The organism is Agrobacterium sp. V1 (genome assembly GCF_030518355.1).
Classification (GTDB): domain Bacteria; phylum Pseudomonadota; class Alphaproteobacteria; order Rhizobiales; family Rhizobiaceae; genus Agrobacterium; species Agrobacterium cucumeris.
The window spans coordinates 1,964,061-1,978,895 of sequence record NZ_JAULSF010000001.1; the positions used below are offsets into that span (position 1 = coordinate 1,964,061).

The window sequence follows — 14,835 nt, forward strand, 5'->3', positions numbered from 1 at the left end:
CGATGCGGCAAAATTCGCCGGCTGAGGTCATGCATGGGCATCGTTATTTCCCGCTGCAATCCGGCCTGTCGCACAGGCCGGACGCAGTCATGCATAGTCTTGCGTTAAAGGCCCAGTGCCTTCTTGGCGGCGGGCAAGGCGTCGGCACTGCCGTCCCTGGTCTTGACGTTTGCGAGCCAGGGCTCGATCGCTGCCGGATTGGCCTTCAGCCAGGCGGTCGCTGCCGCTTCGCCCTCAAGGCCGTCATTCAGGATCTTGCCCATGATCTCGTTTTCCATGGGCAGGGAAAATTGCAGGTTCTTCAGAAACGCGCCGACATTCGGGCACTCCTCGACATAACCCTTGCGGACATTGGTATGGATCGTCGCGCCGCCGAGATTGGGGCCGAAGACCTCGTCGCCGCCGGTCAGGTAGGTCAGCTTGAAATTCGCATTCATCGGGTGCGGTTCCCAGCCGAGGAAGACGATCGGCTCGCCGGATTTTTCCGAGCGGGCAACCTGCGACAGCATGCCCTGTTCGGAAGACTCCACCACCTCGAATGATTTCAGGCCGAAACTATCCTTGGCCACCATGTCGAGGATCAGGCGATTGCCGTCATTGCCCGGCTCGATGCCGTAAATCTTGCCGCCGAGATCGGCGCTATGGGCGGCGATATCCTTGAAGTCCTTGATACCGAGTTCGGCACCCTTGGCGTTGGTCGCCAGCGTGTATTTGGCGCCCGTCAGGTTTTCACGCAGCGTCTCAACAGATTTGTCTTCGCGGTAAGGCGCGATATCGCCTTCCATGGTCGGCATCCAGTTGCCGAGAAAGACGTCGATGTCCTTGTTTTTCAAGGATGTATAGGTAACGGGTACGGAGAGAAGCTTGACGTCGGTTTCATAACCCAGGCTTTTCAGAAGTACGGTGGCGGTCGCCGTTGTGGCCGTGATGTCGGTCCAGCCAACATCTGAGAAACGCACCGTACCGCAACTTGCCGGCTCGGCGGCACCGGCCGCGCTGAACGTCATGGAGGAGATTGCTGCGGCCAGGGCCAGACAGCGGCTTCTATTTGCAAACATTGTTTGCTCCCTTTTTTTTCGTTCCCTTGCCATTATCAATATCTGCCAGCCACAATCAACTCGCGTGCATTTGCGTGCTTTGGCCCACCGTTTGCGACAAAACCGTGAAAATGTCGGCCTTCAACCGTGTAATGTCGAGAATGGCAGGCCGCGGAAATCTGTGTTTTTTCCATCTCCGCACTTTTCAACCCGCTTCTTCGCCGTCAAAAGACGCAGATTGCAGCATCGGCTCACAAATGAGAATCGGTTTTGCAAGGCGCGATGCGCCGATTCAGAAAATTGGAGCATGGTTGCGACGCGTCTGACGAACGCAAAGGCGCTCCGGGAGTGGATAATGGCAAAACTCTATTTCAATTATTCGACGATGAATGCCGGCAAATCGACCATGCTGCTGCAGGCGTCCTATAATTATCAGGAACGCGGCATGCGCACCCTGATCTTCACGGCCGCCTTCGACAACCGGGCGGGCGTCGGTCGCGTCGCCTCGCGCATCGGCCTGTCCTCCGACGCGCTAACCTTCGATGAAAATACCGACCTCTTCGCCGAGGTATCGGCCCTTAGTGCCGAGGCGCCGGTCGCCTGCGTTTTCATCGACGAAGCCAACTTTCTCTCCGAACACCATGTCTGGCAGCTGGCCAACATTGCCGACAGGCTGAATATTCCGGTCATGACCTATGGCCTGCGCACGGATTTTCAGGGCAAGCTATTCCCCGCCTCGAAGGAACTGCTCGCCATCGCCGACGAGCTTCGCGAAATCCGCACTATCTGCCATTGCGGTCGCAAGGCGACGATGGTGGCCCGTTTCGACAATGAAGGGAAGGTCGTGACGGAAGGCGCGCAGATCGAGGTCGGCGGCAATGAAAAATACGTTTCCTTCTGCCGCCGCCATTGGGTGGAGACCATCAAGGGCGGCTGAGCCTCTGCGTCCGGTTGCCGCATTTGATTTTTCGCAAAGATGGCTGCCCTGCTCCTGCGCTAAGACGAGGACGACACATTCGCGTGGATGTGCTTTCTCTCAGGAGCAAAATTATGCAGAACAAAACTGCCAAATTCGCCAGCCTCGCCATCATCGCAGGCCTTTTCGCCTTTCCCGCCCTCTCGGCTGAAATCGAAGTAAAGATGCTCAACAAGGGCAGCGACGGCCAGGCGATGGTCTTCGAACCGGCAACCGTCAAGGCCGCCGTCGGTGACGTCATCACCTTCGTTCCGGTCGACAAGGGCCATGATGCGGCAGCCGTCAAGGAAATGATCCCCGAGGGCGTCGCCGACTTCAAGGGCAAGATGAACGAGACGGTGAAGGTGACGGTCGACAAGGAAGGCGCCTATGTCGTCAAATGCACACCGCATCTGGGCATGGGCATGGTCGCTCTCATTGTTGTTGGCGACGCACCGCCGGCCAATCTGGATGCTGTCAAGAACGGCAAGCTGCCGAAGAAAGCCCGTGACCGGCTGAATGCCGAGATCACCAAACTCGGCCTGTAACCGCATATCCCCGCGGCTCCGCAGCGGCAATATCCGGTTAAGCAGTCTGAGCATGCCGGAATGGCCGACGCGGACCGCAGGTTGAGAAAAGTTTCGCAATCATGTTGTATCCCGGTTGACCGGGACATATCTGGAAGACAGTAAATGACCGTGGTTTTTCCGAAGCGCCGAAGGGCGCCCGGTTGAACCGCGGATTTTTCTTCCGGCGTCCAGCCCCACGGGCAGAGGAGACTATGACGACATGATCGACCGGATCACCGCATTGATTCAGGCAGCCTTCAGCGCCATCGGCAAGGCCGCCGGCATGGTCGTCGCCTGGCTTTTGTGGCCCTTCATGGCCGCCCATGGCTGGTATCGCGACCGCAACTGGATCATCAAGGGACCGATCGCTCTGGTTCTCATCCTGCTTGCCGGCTTTTACGGATATTTCGTCTGGCAGACGCAGGTCTGGAGCAATTTCGACCCGGATTACATTTCCCGTTACAAACTCGCCGAACGCACCGTGCCGCCCGGACAGGAATTGCCGGCAGCCACCCCGGCTGCGGCCGCCGGCGCCACCGGCGCTGCCGCCAACACGTCCGCACCCGTGTGCCAGCGATCCGCCATCGTCGATGCCGCCGCTGATCTCACCGATTTCAACGTCAACCAGAACGCATGGATTTCCTCCATGCTGCTTTACCGTCTCGGCCTTTTCGGCATGGATTGGGACAGCACGCCGTTTCTGGATAACAAGGCTTCGTTCCAGCGTGGCGTGAACCAGGCCGTGCGCCGCACCTCGGTGGAACTGGTGGATACCCTTGGCCGCGTGCGCGGAACCTCTGGTATCAACAACAATCTCCAGGAAGCGCGTGGCAACATGCAGTTCAGCGAATATTCCTGGTATTTCGGCCTTGATCCCTTCGGTCCGAAGACGCCGACGCCCAGCTATTACCGCGCCGCCATCCGCAGCTTCCAGGCTTTCAACGGTGAGTTGACCGCCTGCAAGGCCGTCTTCGATACCCGTGCCGACAACCTCATCCAGTTCATCGACCGCATTGCCGGCGATATCGGCTCCACATCGGCAATTCTGCGCGAGCGTTCGGAGAACTATAATGGCGGCTGGTTCGACACCCGCGCCGACGACCGTTTCTGGTTCGCCTATGGCCAGCTCTACGGCTATTACGGCGTGCTTTCGGCCGCCGGATCGGACTTCGCGCAGGTCATCCGCGAACGTAACCTCACCAACCTGTGGAACGACACGCTGGTGCAGACCCGCGCGGCGCTGCGCATCCAGCCGGCGATCATTTCCAACGGCGAGGAAAGCGGCTGGATCATGCCCTCGCATCTCGCCACCATGGGATTTTACGTGCTGCGGGTTCGCTCGAACCTCGTCGAGCTCCGTTCCGTTCTCGACCGCTGACAATGATGCCGGCCCTTTGCGGCCGGCTCAATCTATCAGGCGCTGACGTATGGTCTTTGCCACCAGCTGCGTGCGGTTGACGCAGTCGAGCTTGCGCATGGCGTTGTTCATATAGGTATTGACGGTGTGTTCCGAGATGGAAAGAAGCTCGGCGATTTCCACGGAGGTCTTGCCCTGTGCGGTCCAGCGCACCACATCGAGCTCCCGTTTCGTTAAAGGCGACGGGCTTTTGGAGCCGATGCGGCAAAGACGGTCATAGACCTCCAGAGCATGCAGCACGATCATGCCCAGTTCATTCAGCGATGCCTGTGAGAGGGCATCGCGATCGCCGGCAAAATTCATCAGGTGCCGGTTTCCGCTCATGCCGCTGACGGGCACCATGAGCCCGGAGGTGATGCCGATGCTGCCGAGCGATGCCCCCGCTTCCGCCAGCGTTCCGCAGGCAATATCCGCGTCGTCCAGCGACCAGTATTGCGGCATCATCGATGAGGCGCCACGCTTGATAACGGGACACTCGCCAAGCGCACCATTCGCGGTCATCGCATTCACAACCCAGACCGGCAGGCTGCTTTCCACAACTGTTGGCAAGGCATAGGCATTGCTGCCGCCGGGTAATTTCATCAGTGTCACATGCGCATAGCCGAACGCGCGCATTACCTCGAGCAGCGCCATCAGCCATTGCTGCCTGTCGGCAGCGGCCGACAGGTCACGGCAAAGTCTGGCCTGGCGCTCCGTTTTCGACATTCAGCCACCACCACCCGATGGGCGCAAAATGCCCCAATGTGAGGAACAGACAGCAAAGGCAAAGACGGTTGCGACCTTCATGACCGGCGGACCACCTGAATTAAAGCACGGGTTTTTCGGACTTGTCCTTTGGCTTGGCCATCAGTTTTTCCAGAAAACCGAGCATAACCGCCGAGACGACAAAAGCCAGATGAATGATGGTGAACCACATCAGCTTGCTGTCCGAATATTGGTTGGCGTTGAGGAATATCTGCAACAGATGGATCGACGAAATCGCCACGATCGACGATGCGACCTTGATCTTCAGACTGCCGGCATCGAGCTTGCCAAGAAACGAAACCTCATCATCCGCATTGTCGAAGCGGCTGACGAAATTCTCGTAACCGGAAATCATCACCATGACGATCAGGCTGGCGACCAGCGCCGCATCGATCAACCCAAGCATGGCGAGGATCATATCCGACTCGTCATAAATAAAGACGTTTTTTGCAACCTTCAGGAATTTGAGCGCGAAGGAAAACGCATAAACCGCCAGCGCCGCGACAAGCCCGAGATAAAAAACGACGAGCAGCCAGCGGCTGGAGAGGATGATCCGCTCGACGAGCAGTTCAAGAGACTTCATTTCCGTATCCGATAATAATCTGTTTACTGTTGGAGCATGCTTTCTTTCGCCATGTAAACTGGCTGCGAATATCCTAGCAAGCGGCAATGTCGGGACTTTGGCGGCACCATGGCGTTTTTGCCGCATTCAGCGGCTGGAAGACGCCACGACAGCCCGTAACATTTCTGCAACATACCGTTATGCTTTAAAACATGATGCGAAAAGTCATATATAATATGTTGACAGTTATCATCATGTTTTCTAGTCCTCACCTATCGGCTCGCCCGTAACAATTCAGAACATTTTCAGCCGCGCACAAGTGCGGCGCGTTTTCGCGCGCCGTGTTTATCCGCGCGCATACCGGGGGTACTAATGTCCATCTCGCGCACACATTCCGCGCTGCTTCTGTGCACTGCCATGTCTCTTTTGCCGCTTGCCGGCCCTGCACGGGCGCAGGATGCCGCTTCGCAGGCGAACGGCACGACGACGCTTGAAAAGATCGTGGTCAAGGGCAAGCGCGTGAAGGGCGGCGGTGCCGTTGCCGATACTCCGCTTGCAACGGAAACAACCGCGGCAACGATCGAGAAGAAACAGATCACGAGCATCGAAGATTTGGGGCGCGTCGCACAGCCAGGCGTTTCGTTCAACCGCAGTACCGGCGCCATCAACATTCGCGGCCTCGAAGGCGACCGCGTACTGACCACCATTGACGGAATTCCAGTACGGTATCTGTCCGACGCTACGCGAGGCGCGACTGGCGGCCTGGATTCCTTCAACTTCTCGTCACTTTCGGCGGTCGACGTCATGCGTGGTGCGGATTCAAGCCGTGCAGGGTCCGGCGCCCTGGGCGGCGTTCTGGGGTTGCGGACACTGGAACCTGAAGACCTCATTCAAGAAGGCCGTGATTGGGGCGGGGTTGCCAAATTCACATTCGACAGCGCCGATACCAGCTATGAGCCGTCTGTCGCAGTCGCAAAGAAGATCGAGAATACCTCGATCATGTTTCAGGGCGGCTACAAAAAGGGCAACGAACGCAAGACGAATGGCAGCGTTGATTCCTACGGTCCGACGCGGACGAAAGCCGATCCCTCTGATTACGATCAGCATAACCTCCTGTTCAAACTGCGCCAGGATCTGGAAGGCGGACATCGCATAGGCCTGACTGCGGAAAGCTTCCGCCGCGACAGGGACACGAATTCGAAAATCAACCAGGCAGCCGTGCTGGGTCCTCGCGACAACTATCTGCCCGGCGCTTATTTTACCAACAACGCAACCGCCCGCGACCGTATTTCGCTTGACTATTCTTATGACGCGACAAGCACAGACGGTCTGCTGGATAATGCCTGGGCATCGCTCTACTGGCAGAAACAGTCCAGGGAAACCGGATATAACGGCTACCGCTCGACAACTGTCATCGGCAACATCAGCCGACTTAATGACTACGACGAAAACAGCTTCGGTCTCGTCGGCGCTGTGCAGAAGAAATTCGACACCGGACAGCTTAATCACGATGTAACGTTTGGTTTCGACCTTTCGAGAAGCACTTCTGAACAATACTCTTCCGGGCGCGATAATTGCCGACTGCCTTATACTGGTGCATTTACTGCTTGCGCCAATCTCCACACCAACCAGGCTGATACGCCGAAAGTCGACAGTAACCGAATTGGTTTTTATATTGATGACGAAATTGGTTTCGGTCAAAGCGGCTTTACGCTCACCCCCGGCCTGCGTTTCGACTGGGTCGAGCACACCCCCAAAATGACATCGGAATATGCCCGTAACACCAACCGCCCTGCCCTTCCGGGCGAATTCGACGATCTGGCCATTTCCCCCAAATTGCGTGCGGGTTATGACGTTTCCGATAAAGTGGAACTATACGCACAATGGGCGATGGGTTTCCGTGCACCGAATGCTGGCGAACTATACAGCGTTTTCGGCGGACCGGGCACATATCTGCGCTTGGGCAACCCCAATCTTGAGTCGGAGACCAGCAACGGTTTCGAAATCGGCGCAAACCTGGGTGATGAAGACCTAGGCGGCCGCATCAATCTCTTCTACAACCGCTATAAGAACTTCATCGAAACCACCAGCCTGACTGCAGGCCAAGCGGCAGCGCTCGGCTATGATTTGAATAACTACCGTCAAGGCGGCATTACACGCGGCGTCAACTTGGATCGTGCACGTATCTATGGTGCCGAGCTTTCAGCGCATGTTCGCTTTGACAACGGCTTCAGCCTGCGTGGTGGCCTCGCCTACGCCAACGGCAAGAATCTCGACAATGACACTTTCCTTCAATCGGTCTCACCGCTTAAGGGTGTTATCAGCGCTGCTTATGACACCGAGACATGGGGCGTTGGCATCGACTGGATCGCGGCTAACGGCGGTCGCGGTAAGGACATTCTTACCAACGGCCAGAGAACCTATTTCGCAACACCCGGTTACGGCATTGTAGACCTGACAGCATGGTACGAACCGGAGCAGGTTAAGGGTCTTCGCATCAACGCGGGTATCTACAACGTCTTCGACAAAACCTATTACGACTATGCAACTGCACGCACCGGAGGCTCACAGGCCAACGAATATTACTCAGAGCCCGGACGCACCTTCAAAATCTCTCTGACCCAGAAATTCTAAAACCGGGCAGAAACATCATCTCCAGTCGGGGCGGCCTTCGGGTCGCCCCTTTTTTGTCAGCGGCAATAGAGGTAGCCGCCCTTGCGTTCCAGGACGTCGAGATGCAGGTGATCCTGATGGGTGGCATCGCTGCCGGGGGAAAGAACGGTGCGGAAGAACAGGCAGGCGGCGGCCGTAATCGTCCGCTGGAAGGCGCCTTCCGGCGTCCCGTCCTCGCCGCGCGGTTTCATCACCAGCGGCTCGCCCTTATCGAAGGCGATGGTGGAAATATCCACCGCATTGCCCTTGGCATGTTCGGAAATCTTGCCCGTTTCGGCACTGTTACGGTTGCGGCAGATATAGGTCGAGGCATTGGCGATCGCCGTCACCTTCTTCTCCGGCAGGGCAAGGGCTGCTGCCGGCAGCATCATCTCCTTGGTCCAGCGGGAAAGGGCAAGCGCGGTTTCACAGCGCATGGTTCCTGAAGGTTCAAGCTTGATGCCGGGCAGAACCACGGAAAGCTCAATCGGCGCTTCAATGCCGCAGCCCTGCTCCTCGTCCCGGATCGGCTCAAGCTTTTTGAATTCCGCGCCGATTTCCTTCAGCGCACCGAGGCAGGCCTCAAGTGCTGCCGGGTCTTCCGGCTTTACCGGCTCCGGCGGTTTTTCCTCCGGTTTTGCCGCTTCGTCAGCCGGTTTTTGTTGTTCCCCGCCGTTCTTGCCCTCGCTTTTCCCCTTCGCATCATCCGAACCCTTATCAGCGGGTGTCTTTTCACCATCCGGCTTCTGCTGTTCCGGAGCCTGCGGCTTTGGGACCGGTTTCGGCGCTTCCACCGGATCTTGCGCCTTTTCCTCAGCGGGTTTTTCCGGGGGGGTGGAGGATTGCGCCGCACCCGGTTTGGGCTGTGGCACGGGCACCTGGGGCGGCGGTTCCGAGGCGGAAATCAATGCGAGGCTGGCTACCAGAAGACACAGGCGATGAAGCATTATACGGGGTACTCCTGACCGTTTCGGCAGGAGAGCAACGCAGCAGCGGCAGGTAAGGTTCATTCCCCCACCGAAATCCGCTTGCCAAGGCGGATCGTGCACGCTAACAATTTTCCCATGAATATCGTGTCTATGAACATTGCTAACTGGTGGTGGAGCAGCTTTACGCGGCCTTGACCAGTCATGTCTTCAGACAAAGTCCAAGCCGCCCGAATTTTCAGGCGGCTTTTTTGTTATTTTGCCGCCTGTCATCGGGCCTGAACAACAGGAAGTACGAAAGAAATGGTAACGATCATTCAGGATGACGGAGCGGAAACCTACGAGACGAAAGGCGACATAAAGGTCAGCCGGAAGCGTCGGCCCGCCGATTACGCCAGCGCCATCGATAATTACATCGAAAAGCTCGATTCCCATCGCGGCGCGGTTTTTTCGTCCAACTATGAATATCCCGGCCGTTACACCCGCTGGGACACGGCCATTATCGACCCACCGCTCGGCATTTCCTGTTTTGGCCGCAAGATGTGGATCGAGGCCTATAATGGCCGTGGCGAAGTGCTGCTCGGCTTCATCACCGAAAAGCTGAAGACGACACCCGATCTTACCCTCGGCGCTTCCACCACCCGCCGTCTCGATCTCACGGTCAATGAGCCGGACCGCGTCTTTACCGAAGAAGAACGTTCGAAAATCCCGACCGTCTTCACGGCGCTCAGAGCCATCGTCGATCTCTTCTATTCGAATGCGGATTCGGCCATCGGCCTGTTCGGCGCCTTCGGTTACGATCTCGCTTTCCAGTTCGATGCGATCAAGCTGTCGCTTTCGCGCCCGGAAGACCAGCGCGACATGGTGCTCTACCTGCCGGATGAAATCCTCGTCGTTGACCACTATTCCGCCAAGGCCTGGATCGACCGTTACGATTTCGAAAAGGCCGGCGTGACGACGGACGGCAAGTCCTCCGACATTACGCCCGAGCCCTTCAAGACCACCGATACGATCCCGCCCAAGGGCGATCACCGTCCAGGCGAATATTCCGAACTGGTGGTCAAGGCCAAGGAAAGCTTCCGCCGCGGCGACCTGTTCGAGGTCGTTCCCGGCCAGAAATTCATGGAGCGTTGCGAAAGCAATCCGTCGGCGATTTCACGCCGCCTGAAGGCAATCAACCCGTCGCCCTATTCCTTCTTCATCAATCTCGGCCATCAAGAATATCTGGTCGGCGCCTCGCCGGAAATGTTCGTGCGTGTCTCCGGCCGTCGCATCGAAACCTGCCCGATTTCAGGCACCATCAAGCGCGGCGACGATCCGATTGCCGATAGCGAACAGATCCTGAAGCTGCTCAATTCGAAAAAGGACGAATCCGAACTGACCATGTGTTCGGATGTGGACCGCAACGACAAGAGCCGCGTCTGCGAACCGGGTTCGGTGAAGGTCATCGGCCGCCGCCAGATCGAGATGTATTCGCGCCTCATCCACACCGTTGACCACATCGAGGGCCGTCTGCGCGACGATATGGACGCCTTTGACGGCTTCCTCAGCCACGCCTGGGCCGTCACCGTCACTGGCGCACCGAAGCTCTGGGCCATGCGTTTCATCGAAGGCCATGAAAAGAGCCCGCGCGCCTGGTATGGCGGCGCGATCGGCATGGTCGGCTTTAATGGCGACATGAACACCGGGCTTACGCTGCGCACCATCCGCATCAAGGATGGCATCGCCGAAGTGCGCGCCGGTGCGACGCTGCTTAACGATTCCAATCCGCAGGAAGAAGAAGCAGAAACCGAACTGAAGGCTTCCGCCATGATATCAGCCATTCGTGATGCCAAGGGCACCAACTCTGCCGCCACCAAACGCGATGCCGCCAAGGTTGGCACCGGCGTCAAGATCCTGCTCGTCGACCACGAAGACAGCTTCGTGCACACGCTGGCGAATTATTTCCGCCAGACGGGCGCCACTGTCTCCACCGTCAGATCGCCGGTCGCCGCGGACGTGTTCGATCGCTTCCAGCCCGATCTCGTCGTTCTGTCTCCCGGCCCCGGCAGCCCAACGGATTTCGACTGCAAGGCGACGATCAAGGCCGCCCGCGCCCGTGACCTGCCGATCTTCGGCGTGTGCCTTGGCCTTCAGGCCCTTGCGGAAGCCTATGGCGGCGAGTTGCGCCAGCTTGCAGTGCCGATGCACGGCAAGCCCTCGCGCATTCGCGTGCTGGAACCCGGTCTCGTCTTCTCCGGTCTCGGCAAGGAAGTCACCGTTGGCCGTTACCATTCGATCTTCGCCGATCCCACCACCCTGCCGCGTGATTTCATCATCACCGCGGAAAGCGAGGACGGCACGATCATGGGTATCGAACACGCCAAGGAGCCGGTGGCTGCCGTTCAGTTCCACCCGGAATCAATCATGACGCTCGGCCAGGACGCCGGCATGCGGATGATCGAAAACGTCGTGGTCCATCTGACCCGCAAGGCGAAGACGAAGGCGGCATGATGGCTGCTGCCGACGCCATCAGCATCGAACCCATCCGGGCGGAGCACGTTGAAAGCTTTCATCGTGCTCTCGATGCGGTGTCGCGCGAGCGGAAATATCTAAGCTTTCTGGAGGCGCCGCCGCTCGAATCGGTGCGCGCCTTCGTGCATGACATGATCGAAAACGGCCATCCGCAATTCGTGGCGATTGTGGACGATGAAGTTATTGGCTGGTGCGATATTCGCCGCGTGAGCAGAGAAACCCGCGCCCATTGCGGCACGCTCGGCATGGGCATCCTACCAGCCTATCGTGACAAGAGACTAGGTGCGCGGCTGATGCGGCGGACGCTTGATGCCGCCCGTCAATGTGGGCTGCACCGTATTGAATTAAGCGTGCATGGGGACAATGCCAGAGCCATTGCGCTTTATGAAAAGATCGGCTTCGTGCATGAAGGCCGGTCACGCAACGCCGTTCTGATCGACGGGCATTACATCGACAGCCTGCAGATGGCGGTCATCTTCGGCGATTAAGCCCTCGGCAGCGAGGCGGAGATGCAGAGCGCGAACTTCTTCAGAAGCTGCACATCGAAATGGCCTTCACGGCGCAGCATCCAGGTCAGCGCATCATTCGCCGTCCACGGCTTCTTGTAGGGCCGGACCGAAGTGACCGCATCATAGACATCGCAGATCGCCGCAATGCGGGCGTAAAGGCTGATCTCGGCACCAGACCGGCCGCTTGGATAACCACCGCCATCCATCCGCTCGTGGTGATTGAAGCAGACATCCAGAACCATCTCCGGCATCTGATCGTTACGCGACAGGATTTCCCGGCCGAAGGCGGGATGGAGATTGATAATCTCCCGCTCACTGGAGCTCAGCCCATCCGCCTTGTTGAGGATCGATGAGGGAATTTCCACCTTGCCGATATCATGCAGCAGGCCGCTGATCCCCAGCAGATCCACCGTTGCCTTATCCAGCCCGAGATAGCAGCCGAAATGCATCATCAAACCGCTGACGGAAACCGAATGCACGAAAGTTGTTTCGTCTTTCGATTTCAGGCGGGTGACGCCGATGAAGATCGCAGGGTTCGACTGCACCGCTTCGGAAATCTTGCTCGTTTCTGCCGCCACGCCTTTCAGCGAGACACCACCGCCGGCTTCTGCGACCGCAAAGGTCTGTGCAACTGCATCGGCTGCCGAACGAACGGCATGGCTGACGGCCATCGTGGTTTCGGAGGAATTGCCCGGTTTTACTGATGCAGGTCCGCCAACGTCCGGCCTTCCCTCGACATCATTTCCCCTGGCCGTATTGATGACGATGCTTTCCGCGCCGCTCGATTTCAGCTGGCGCACCACATCCTCATGCCGCAGGAGAAACCGATGTCGCTGCATGACATGCCGGTTTGACAGCGTTCCCTCAACCGCTTCGATAAACATGCCAACAGTCAATTGCCGGGTGGAAATTCGCTTGAGCATCAGACGCTTTTATTTTCCTTCCCGGGAATGATAACGTGACCCGCTATTGGTAAAGACCAACATAAAACCAGCCTTCAGACGGATAAAGATAAGCCCACCGAACTATTTAACTCTGCAACACAGAACATAAGATAGCACGAATATGAAAATTATTTACTCAGGATATATTTAAAAACCGAAGAATCAATCTGAATATAGCAAGAAACAACCTGAGAATGTAAATATTAAAAATTCTCGCTTACGACGTAAACCAGGAGCTGAAGAAGAGCCGCATGAATTCGAAACTTGAAACGCGCATCGATCAGGGTACTGGCCGTGAACCGGCAGATATGATTCTCAAAGGCGGACGCTTCTTCGACCTGGTGACCGGGGAACTTGTTGCTTCGGATATCGCCATCTGCGGCGATACCATCGTCGGTATCTGCGAGAACTATGAAGGCCGTCGGGAAATCGATATTACCGGCAAGATCGTCGTTCCAGGTTTCATCGATACGCATCTTCATATCGAATCATCGCTCGTCACTCCGCACGAGTTCGACCGCTGCGTTTTGCCTTATGGCGTCACGACGGCAATTTGCGACCCGCATGAGATCGCTAATGTTCTGGGGGTGGAAGGGCTGCAATTCTTCCTCGACAGCGCCATGGAAACCATCATGGACATCCGCGTGCAGCTATCCTCCTGCGTGCCCGCGACCCATCTGGAAACCTCGGGCGCCGATCTGCCGATCGAGAAACTTTTGCCGTTCCGCAATCACCCGAAGGTCATCGGGCTTGCCGAATTCATGAATTTTCCCGGTGTCATCCATAAGGACCCGGTGTGCATGGCGAAACTGGAGGCCTTTCAGGGCCAGCATATCGACGGGCACGCGCCGCTTCTGTCAGGCACTGCGCTGAATGGCTATCTCGCCGCCGGCATCCGCACCGAACATGAATGCACGAATGCACCGGAAGCGCTCGAGAAAATCCGCAAGGGCATGCATATTCTGGTGCGTGAAGGCTCGGTCTCGAAAGACCTGCACGCCCTGATGCCAATCATCACCGAGCGCCTGTCGCCCTATCTAGCGTTGTGCACGGATGATCGCAATCCGCTCGATATCGCCGAACAGGGCCATCTCGATTATATGATCCGCACCGCCATCGCCAGCGGCGTCGAACCGCTCGCCATCTATCGCGCCGCCTCGATTTCCGCCGCAAAGGCCTTCGGCCTGCGCGATCGCGGTCTCATCGCGCCCGGCTGGCGCGCCGATCTCGTGGTCATCGACAGCCTGCAGAACTGCAAGGCCAGCATGGTGCTTTCCGGCGGCAGGATCGTCGATGACGCCCTGTTTGCCACCCGCAAGCCGGTCGCCCCCGTTGGGCTTGATAGCGTCAAGGCAAGACCGGTGCTCGCTTCCCATTTCGGCGTGCCTGTCACCGAAGGCGAAACACCCGTCATGGGCGTGCTTCCCGGCAAGATCATCACCGAACATCGCCGCTATAAACTGCCGACGGATGGCAACCAGACGACAGTCGATCTCGAGAACGACATCATCAAGGTCGCCGTCATCGAACGCCACGGCAAGAACGGCAACCATGCCAATGGTTTCGTGCAGGGCTTCGGCCTGAAGAAAGGCGCCATCGCCTCCACCGTCGGCCATGACAGCCACAATATCTGCGTCGTCGGCGTCGGTGAGGACGACATGGCGCTGGCCGCCAACCGGCTCGGCGAAATCAAGGGCGGTTTCGTGGTGGTGGAGGACGGCAAGGTGACCGGCGAAATCCCGCTCCCCGTCGCCGGCCTGATAAGCCTCGAACCCTATGAGACGGTGCGCGACACGCTGCATACGCTCCGAAAGGCAGCCTATGCGCTCGGCACGACGTTGGAAGAGCCCTTCCTGCAGGTCGCCTTCCTGCCCCTGCCCGTTATCCCGCATCTGAAGATTTCAGATATGGGCATGGTGGACGTGGACCGGTTTGCGCTGATCTGATTGACCGGAAAACCTCCCGGCTGGGCGGATGAAATGCCGATCCCTATTCCTGTGCTTGTC

General features: G+C 57.7%; 12 protein-coding genes. 7 read left to right on the forward strand and 5 right to left on the reverse strand.

Annotated features, from left to right (window positions below; translation table 11 throughout):
* Positions 1-104: 104 nt before the first annotated feature.
* A complete protein-coding gene (locus tag QSV77_RS09605; RefSeq protein WP_302733274.1) occupies positions 105-1,058 on the reverse strand; it encodes a choline ABC transporter substrate-binding protein in 954 nt (317 codons plus the stop codon).
* Positions 1,059-1,392: 334 nt separating this feature from the next.
* On the opposite strand from QSV77_RS09605, the gene QSV77_RS09610 reads away from it, so the two are divergent.
* From QSV77_RS09610 to QSV77_RS09620, 3 genes are all read left to right on the forward strand, one after another.
* The gene (locus QSV77_RS09610) at positions 1,393-1,974 is read left to right on the forward strand and encodes a thymidine kinase (protein ID WP_302733275.1); all 582 of its coding nucleotides are present in this window, start codon (positions 1,393-1,395) and stop codon (positions 1,972-1,974) included.
* A gap of 113 nt (positions 1,975-2,087) precedes the next feature.
* A complete protein-coding gene (locus QSV77_RS09615; RefSeq protein WP_065113916.1) occupies positions 2,088-2,540 on the forward strand; it encodes a pseudoazurin in 453 nt (150 codons plus the stop codon).
* A gap of 241 nt (positions 2,541-2,781) precedes the next feature.
* Complete coding sequence (locus tag QSV77_RS09620; protein WP_142840418.1) at positions 2,782-3,939, forward strand: DUF2333 family protein; 1,158 nt, start codon at positions 2,782-2,784, stop codon at positions 3,937-3,939.
* 27 nt (positions 3,940-3,966) lie between these two features.
* On the opposite strand, the gene QSV77_RS09625 is transcribed toward QSV77_RS09620, so the two are convergent.
* Together QSV77_RS09625 and QSV77_RS09630 are read right to left on the reverse strand one after the other, a co-directional pair.
* Positions 3,967-4,683: a LuxR family transcriptional regulator gene (locus QSV77_RS09625; RefSeq protein ID WP_142840419.1), complete on the reverse strand. Its 717-nt coding sequence runs from the start codon at positions 4,681-4,683 to the stop codon at positions 3,967-3,969.
* Between the two features lie 100 nt (positions 4,684-4,783).
* Positions 4,784-5,305 (reverse strand): TIGR00645 family protein, encoded by a 522-nt coding sequence (locus QSV77_RS09630; RefSeq protein ID WP_302733277.1) that lies wholly within the window; start codon positions 5,303-5,305, stop codon positions 4,784-4,786.
* A 351-nt stretch (positions 5,306-5,656) separates the two neighbouring features.
* Here QSV77_RS09630 and QSV77_RS09635 point away from each other — a divergent pair, with 351 nt between their 5' ends.
* On the forward strand, positions 5,657-7,918 hold the full coding sequence (locus QSV77_RS09635; protein WP_302733279.1) for a TonB-dependent hemoglobin/transferrin/lactoferrin family receptor: 2,262 nt from the start codon (positions 5,657-5,659) through the stop codon (positions 7,916-7,918).
* A gap of 56 nt (positions 7,919-7,974) precedes the next feature.
* On the opposite strand, the gene QSV77_RS09640 is transcribed toward QSV77_RS09635, so the two are convergent.
* On the reverse strand, positions 7,975-8,883 hold the full coding sequence (locus QSV77_RS09640) for an extensin family protein (protein WP_302733281.1): 909 nt from the start codon (positions 8,881-8,883) through the stop codon (positions 7,975-7,977).
* 282 nt (positions 8,884-9,165) lie between these two features.
* Between QSV77_RS09640 and QSV77_RS09645 the strand changes: the two genes are divergently transcribed.
* A complete protein-coding gene (locus tag QSV77_RS09645) occupies positions 9,166-11,355 on the forward strand; it encodes an anthranilate synthase (protein ID WP_302733283.1) in 2,190 nt (729 codons plus the stop codon).
* Complete coding sequence (locus QSV77_RS09650) at positions 11,352-11,864, forward strand: GNAT family N-acetyltransferase (RefSeq protein ID WP_302733285.1); 513 nt, start codon at positions 11,352-11,354, stop codon at positions 11,862-11,864. The genes QSV77_RS09645 and QSV77_RS09650 overlap by 4 nt, the downstream gene beginning before the upstream one ends.
* On the opposite strand, the gene QSV77_RS09655 is transcribed toward QSV77_RS09650, so the two are convergent.
* Positions 11,861-12,808 (reverse strand): HD-GYP domain-containing protein, encoded by a 948-nt coding sequence (locus QSV77_RS09655; RefSeq protein WP_302733286.1) that lies wholly within the window; start codon positions 12,806-12,808, stop codon positions 11,861-11,863. The genes QSV77_RS09650 and QSV77_RS09655 overlap by 4 nt on opposite strands.
* A 272-nt stretch (positions 12,809-13,080) precedes the next feature.
* Here QSV77_RS09655 and ade point away from each other — a divergent pair, with 272 nt between their 5' ends.
* Positions 13,081-14,775 (forward strand): adenine deaminase, encoded by a 1,695-nt coding sequence (ade, locus tag QSV77_RS09660; protein WP_302733287.1) that lies wholly within the window; start codon positions 13,081-13,083, stop codon positions 14,773-14,775.
* The last annotated feature ends 60 nt before the right edge of the window (positions 14,776-14,835 follow it).

Excerpts from the sequence above, each read along its gene's own strand:
- QSV77_RS09605 (WP_302733274.1), bottom strand. The coding sequence starts at position 1,058 with ATGTTTGCAAATAGAAGCCGCTGTCTGGCCCTGGCCGCAGCAATCTCC.
- QSV77_RS09610 (WP_302733275.1), top strand. The coding sequence starts at position 1,393 with ATGGCAAAACTCTATTTCAATTATTCGACGATGAATGCCGGCAAATCG.
- QSV77_RS09615 (WP_065113916.1), top strand. The coding sequence starts at position 2,088 with ATGCAGAACAAAACTGCCAAATTCGCCAGCCTCGCCATCATCGCAGGC.
- QSV77_RS09620 (WP_142840418.1), top strand. The coding sequence starts at position 2,782 with ATGATCGACCGGATCACCGCATTGATTCAGGCAGCCTTCAGCGCCATC.
- QSV77_RS09625 (WP_142840419.1), bottom strand. The coding sequence starts at position 4,683 with ATGTCGAAAACGGAGCGCCAGGCCAGACTTTGCCGTGACCTGTCGGCC.
- QSV77_RS09630 (WP_302733277.1), bottom strand. The coding sequence starts at position 5,305 with ATGAAGTCTCTTGAACTGCTCGTCGAGCGGATCATCCTCTCCAGCCGC.
- QSV77_RS09635 (WP_302733279.1), top strand. The coding sequence starts at position 5,657 with ATGTCCATCTCGCGCACACATTCCGCGCTGCTTCTGTGCACTGCCATG.
- QSV77_RS09640 (WP_302733281.1), bottom strand. The coding sequence starts at position 8,883 with ATGCTTCATCGCCTGTGTCTTCTGGTAGCCAGCCTCGCATTGATTTCC.
- QSV77_RS09645 (WP_302733283.1), top strand. The coding sequence starts at position 9,166 with ATGGTAACGATCATTCAGGATGACGGAGCGGAAACCTACGAGACGAAA.
- QSV77_RS09650 (WP_302733285.1), top strand. The coding sequence starts at position 11,352 with ATGATGGCTGCTGCCGACGCCATCAGCATCGAACCCATCCGGGCGGAG.
- QSV77_RS09655 (WP_302733286.1), bottom strand. The coding sequence starts at position 12,808 with ATGCTCAAGCGAATTTCCACCCGGCAATTGACTGTTGGCATGTTTATC.
- ade (WP_302733287.1), top strand. The coding sequence starts at position 13,081 with ATGAATTCGAAACTTGAAACGCGCATCGATCAGGGTACTGGCCGTGAA.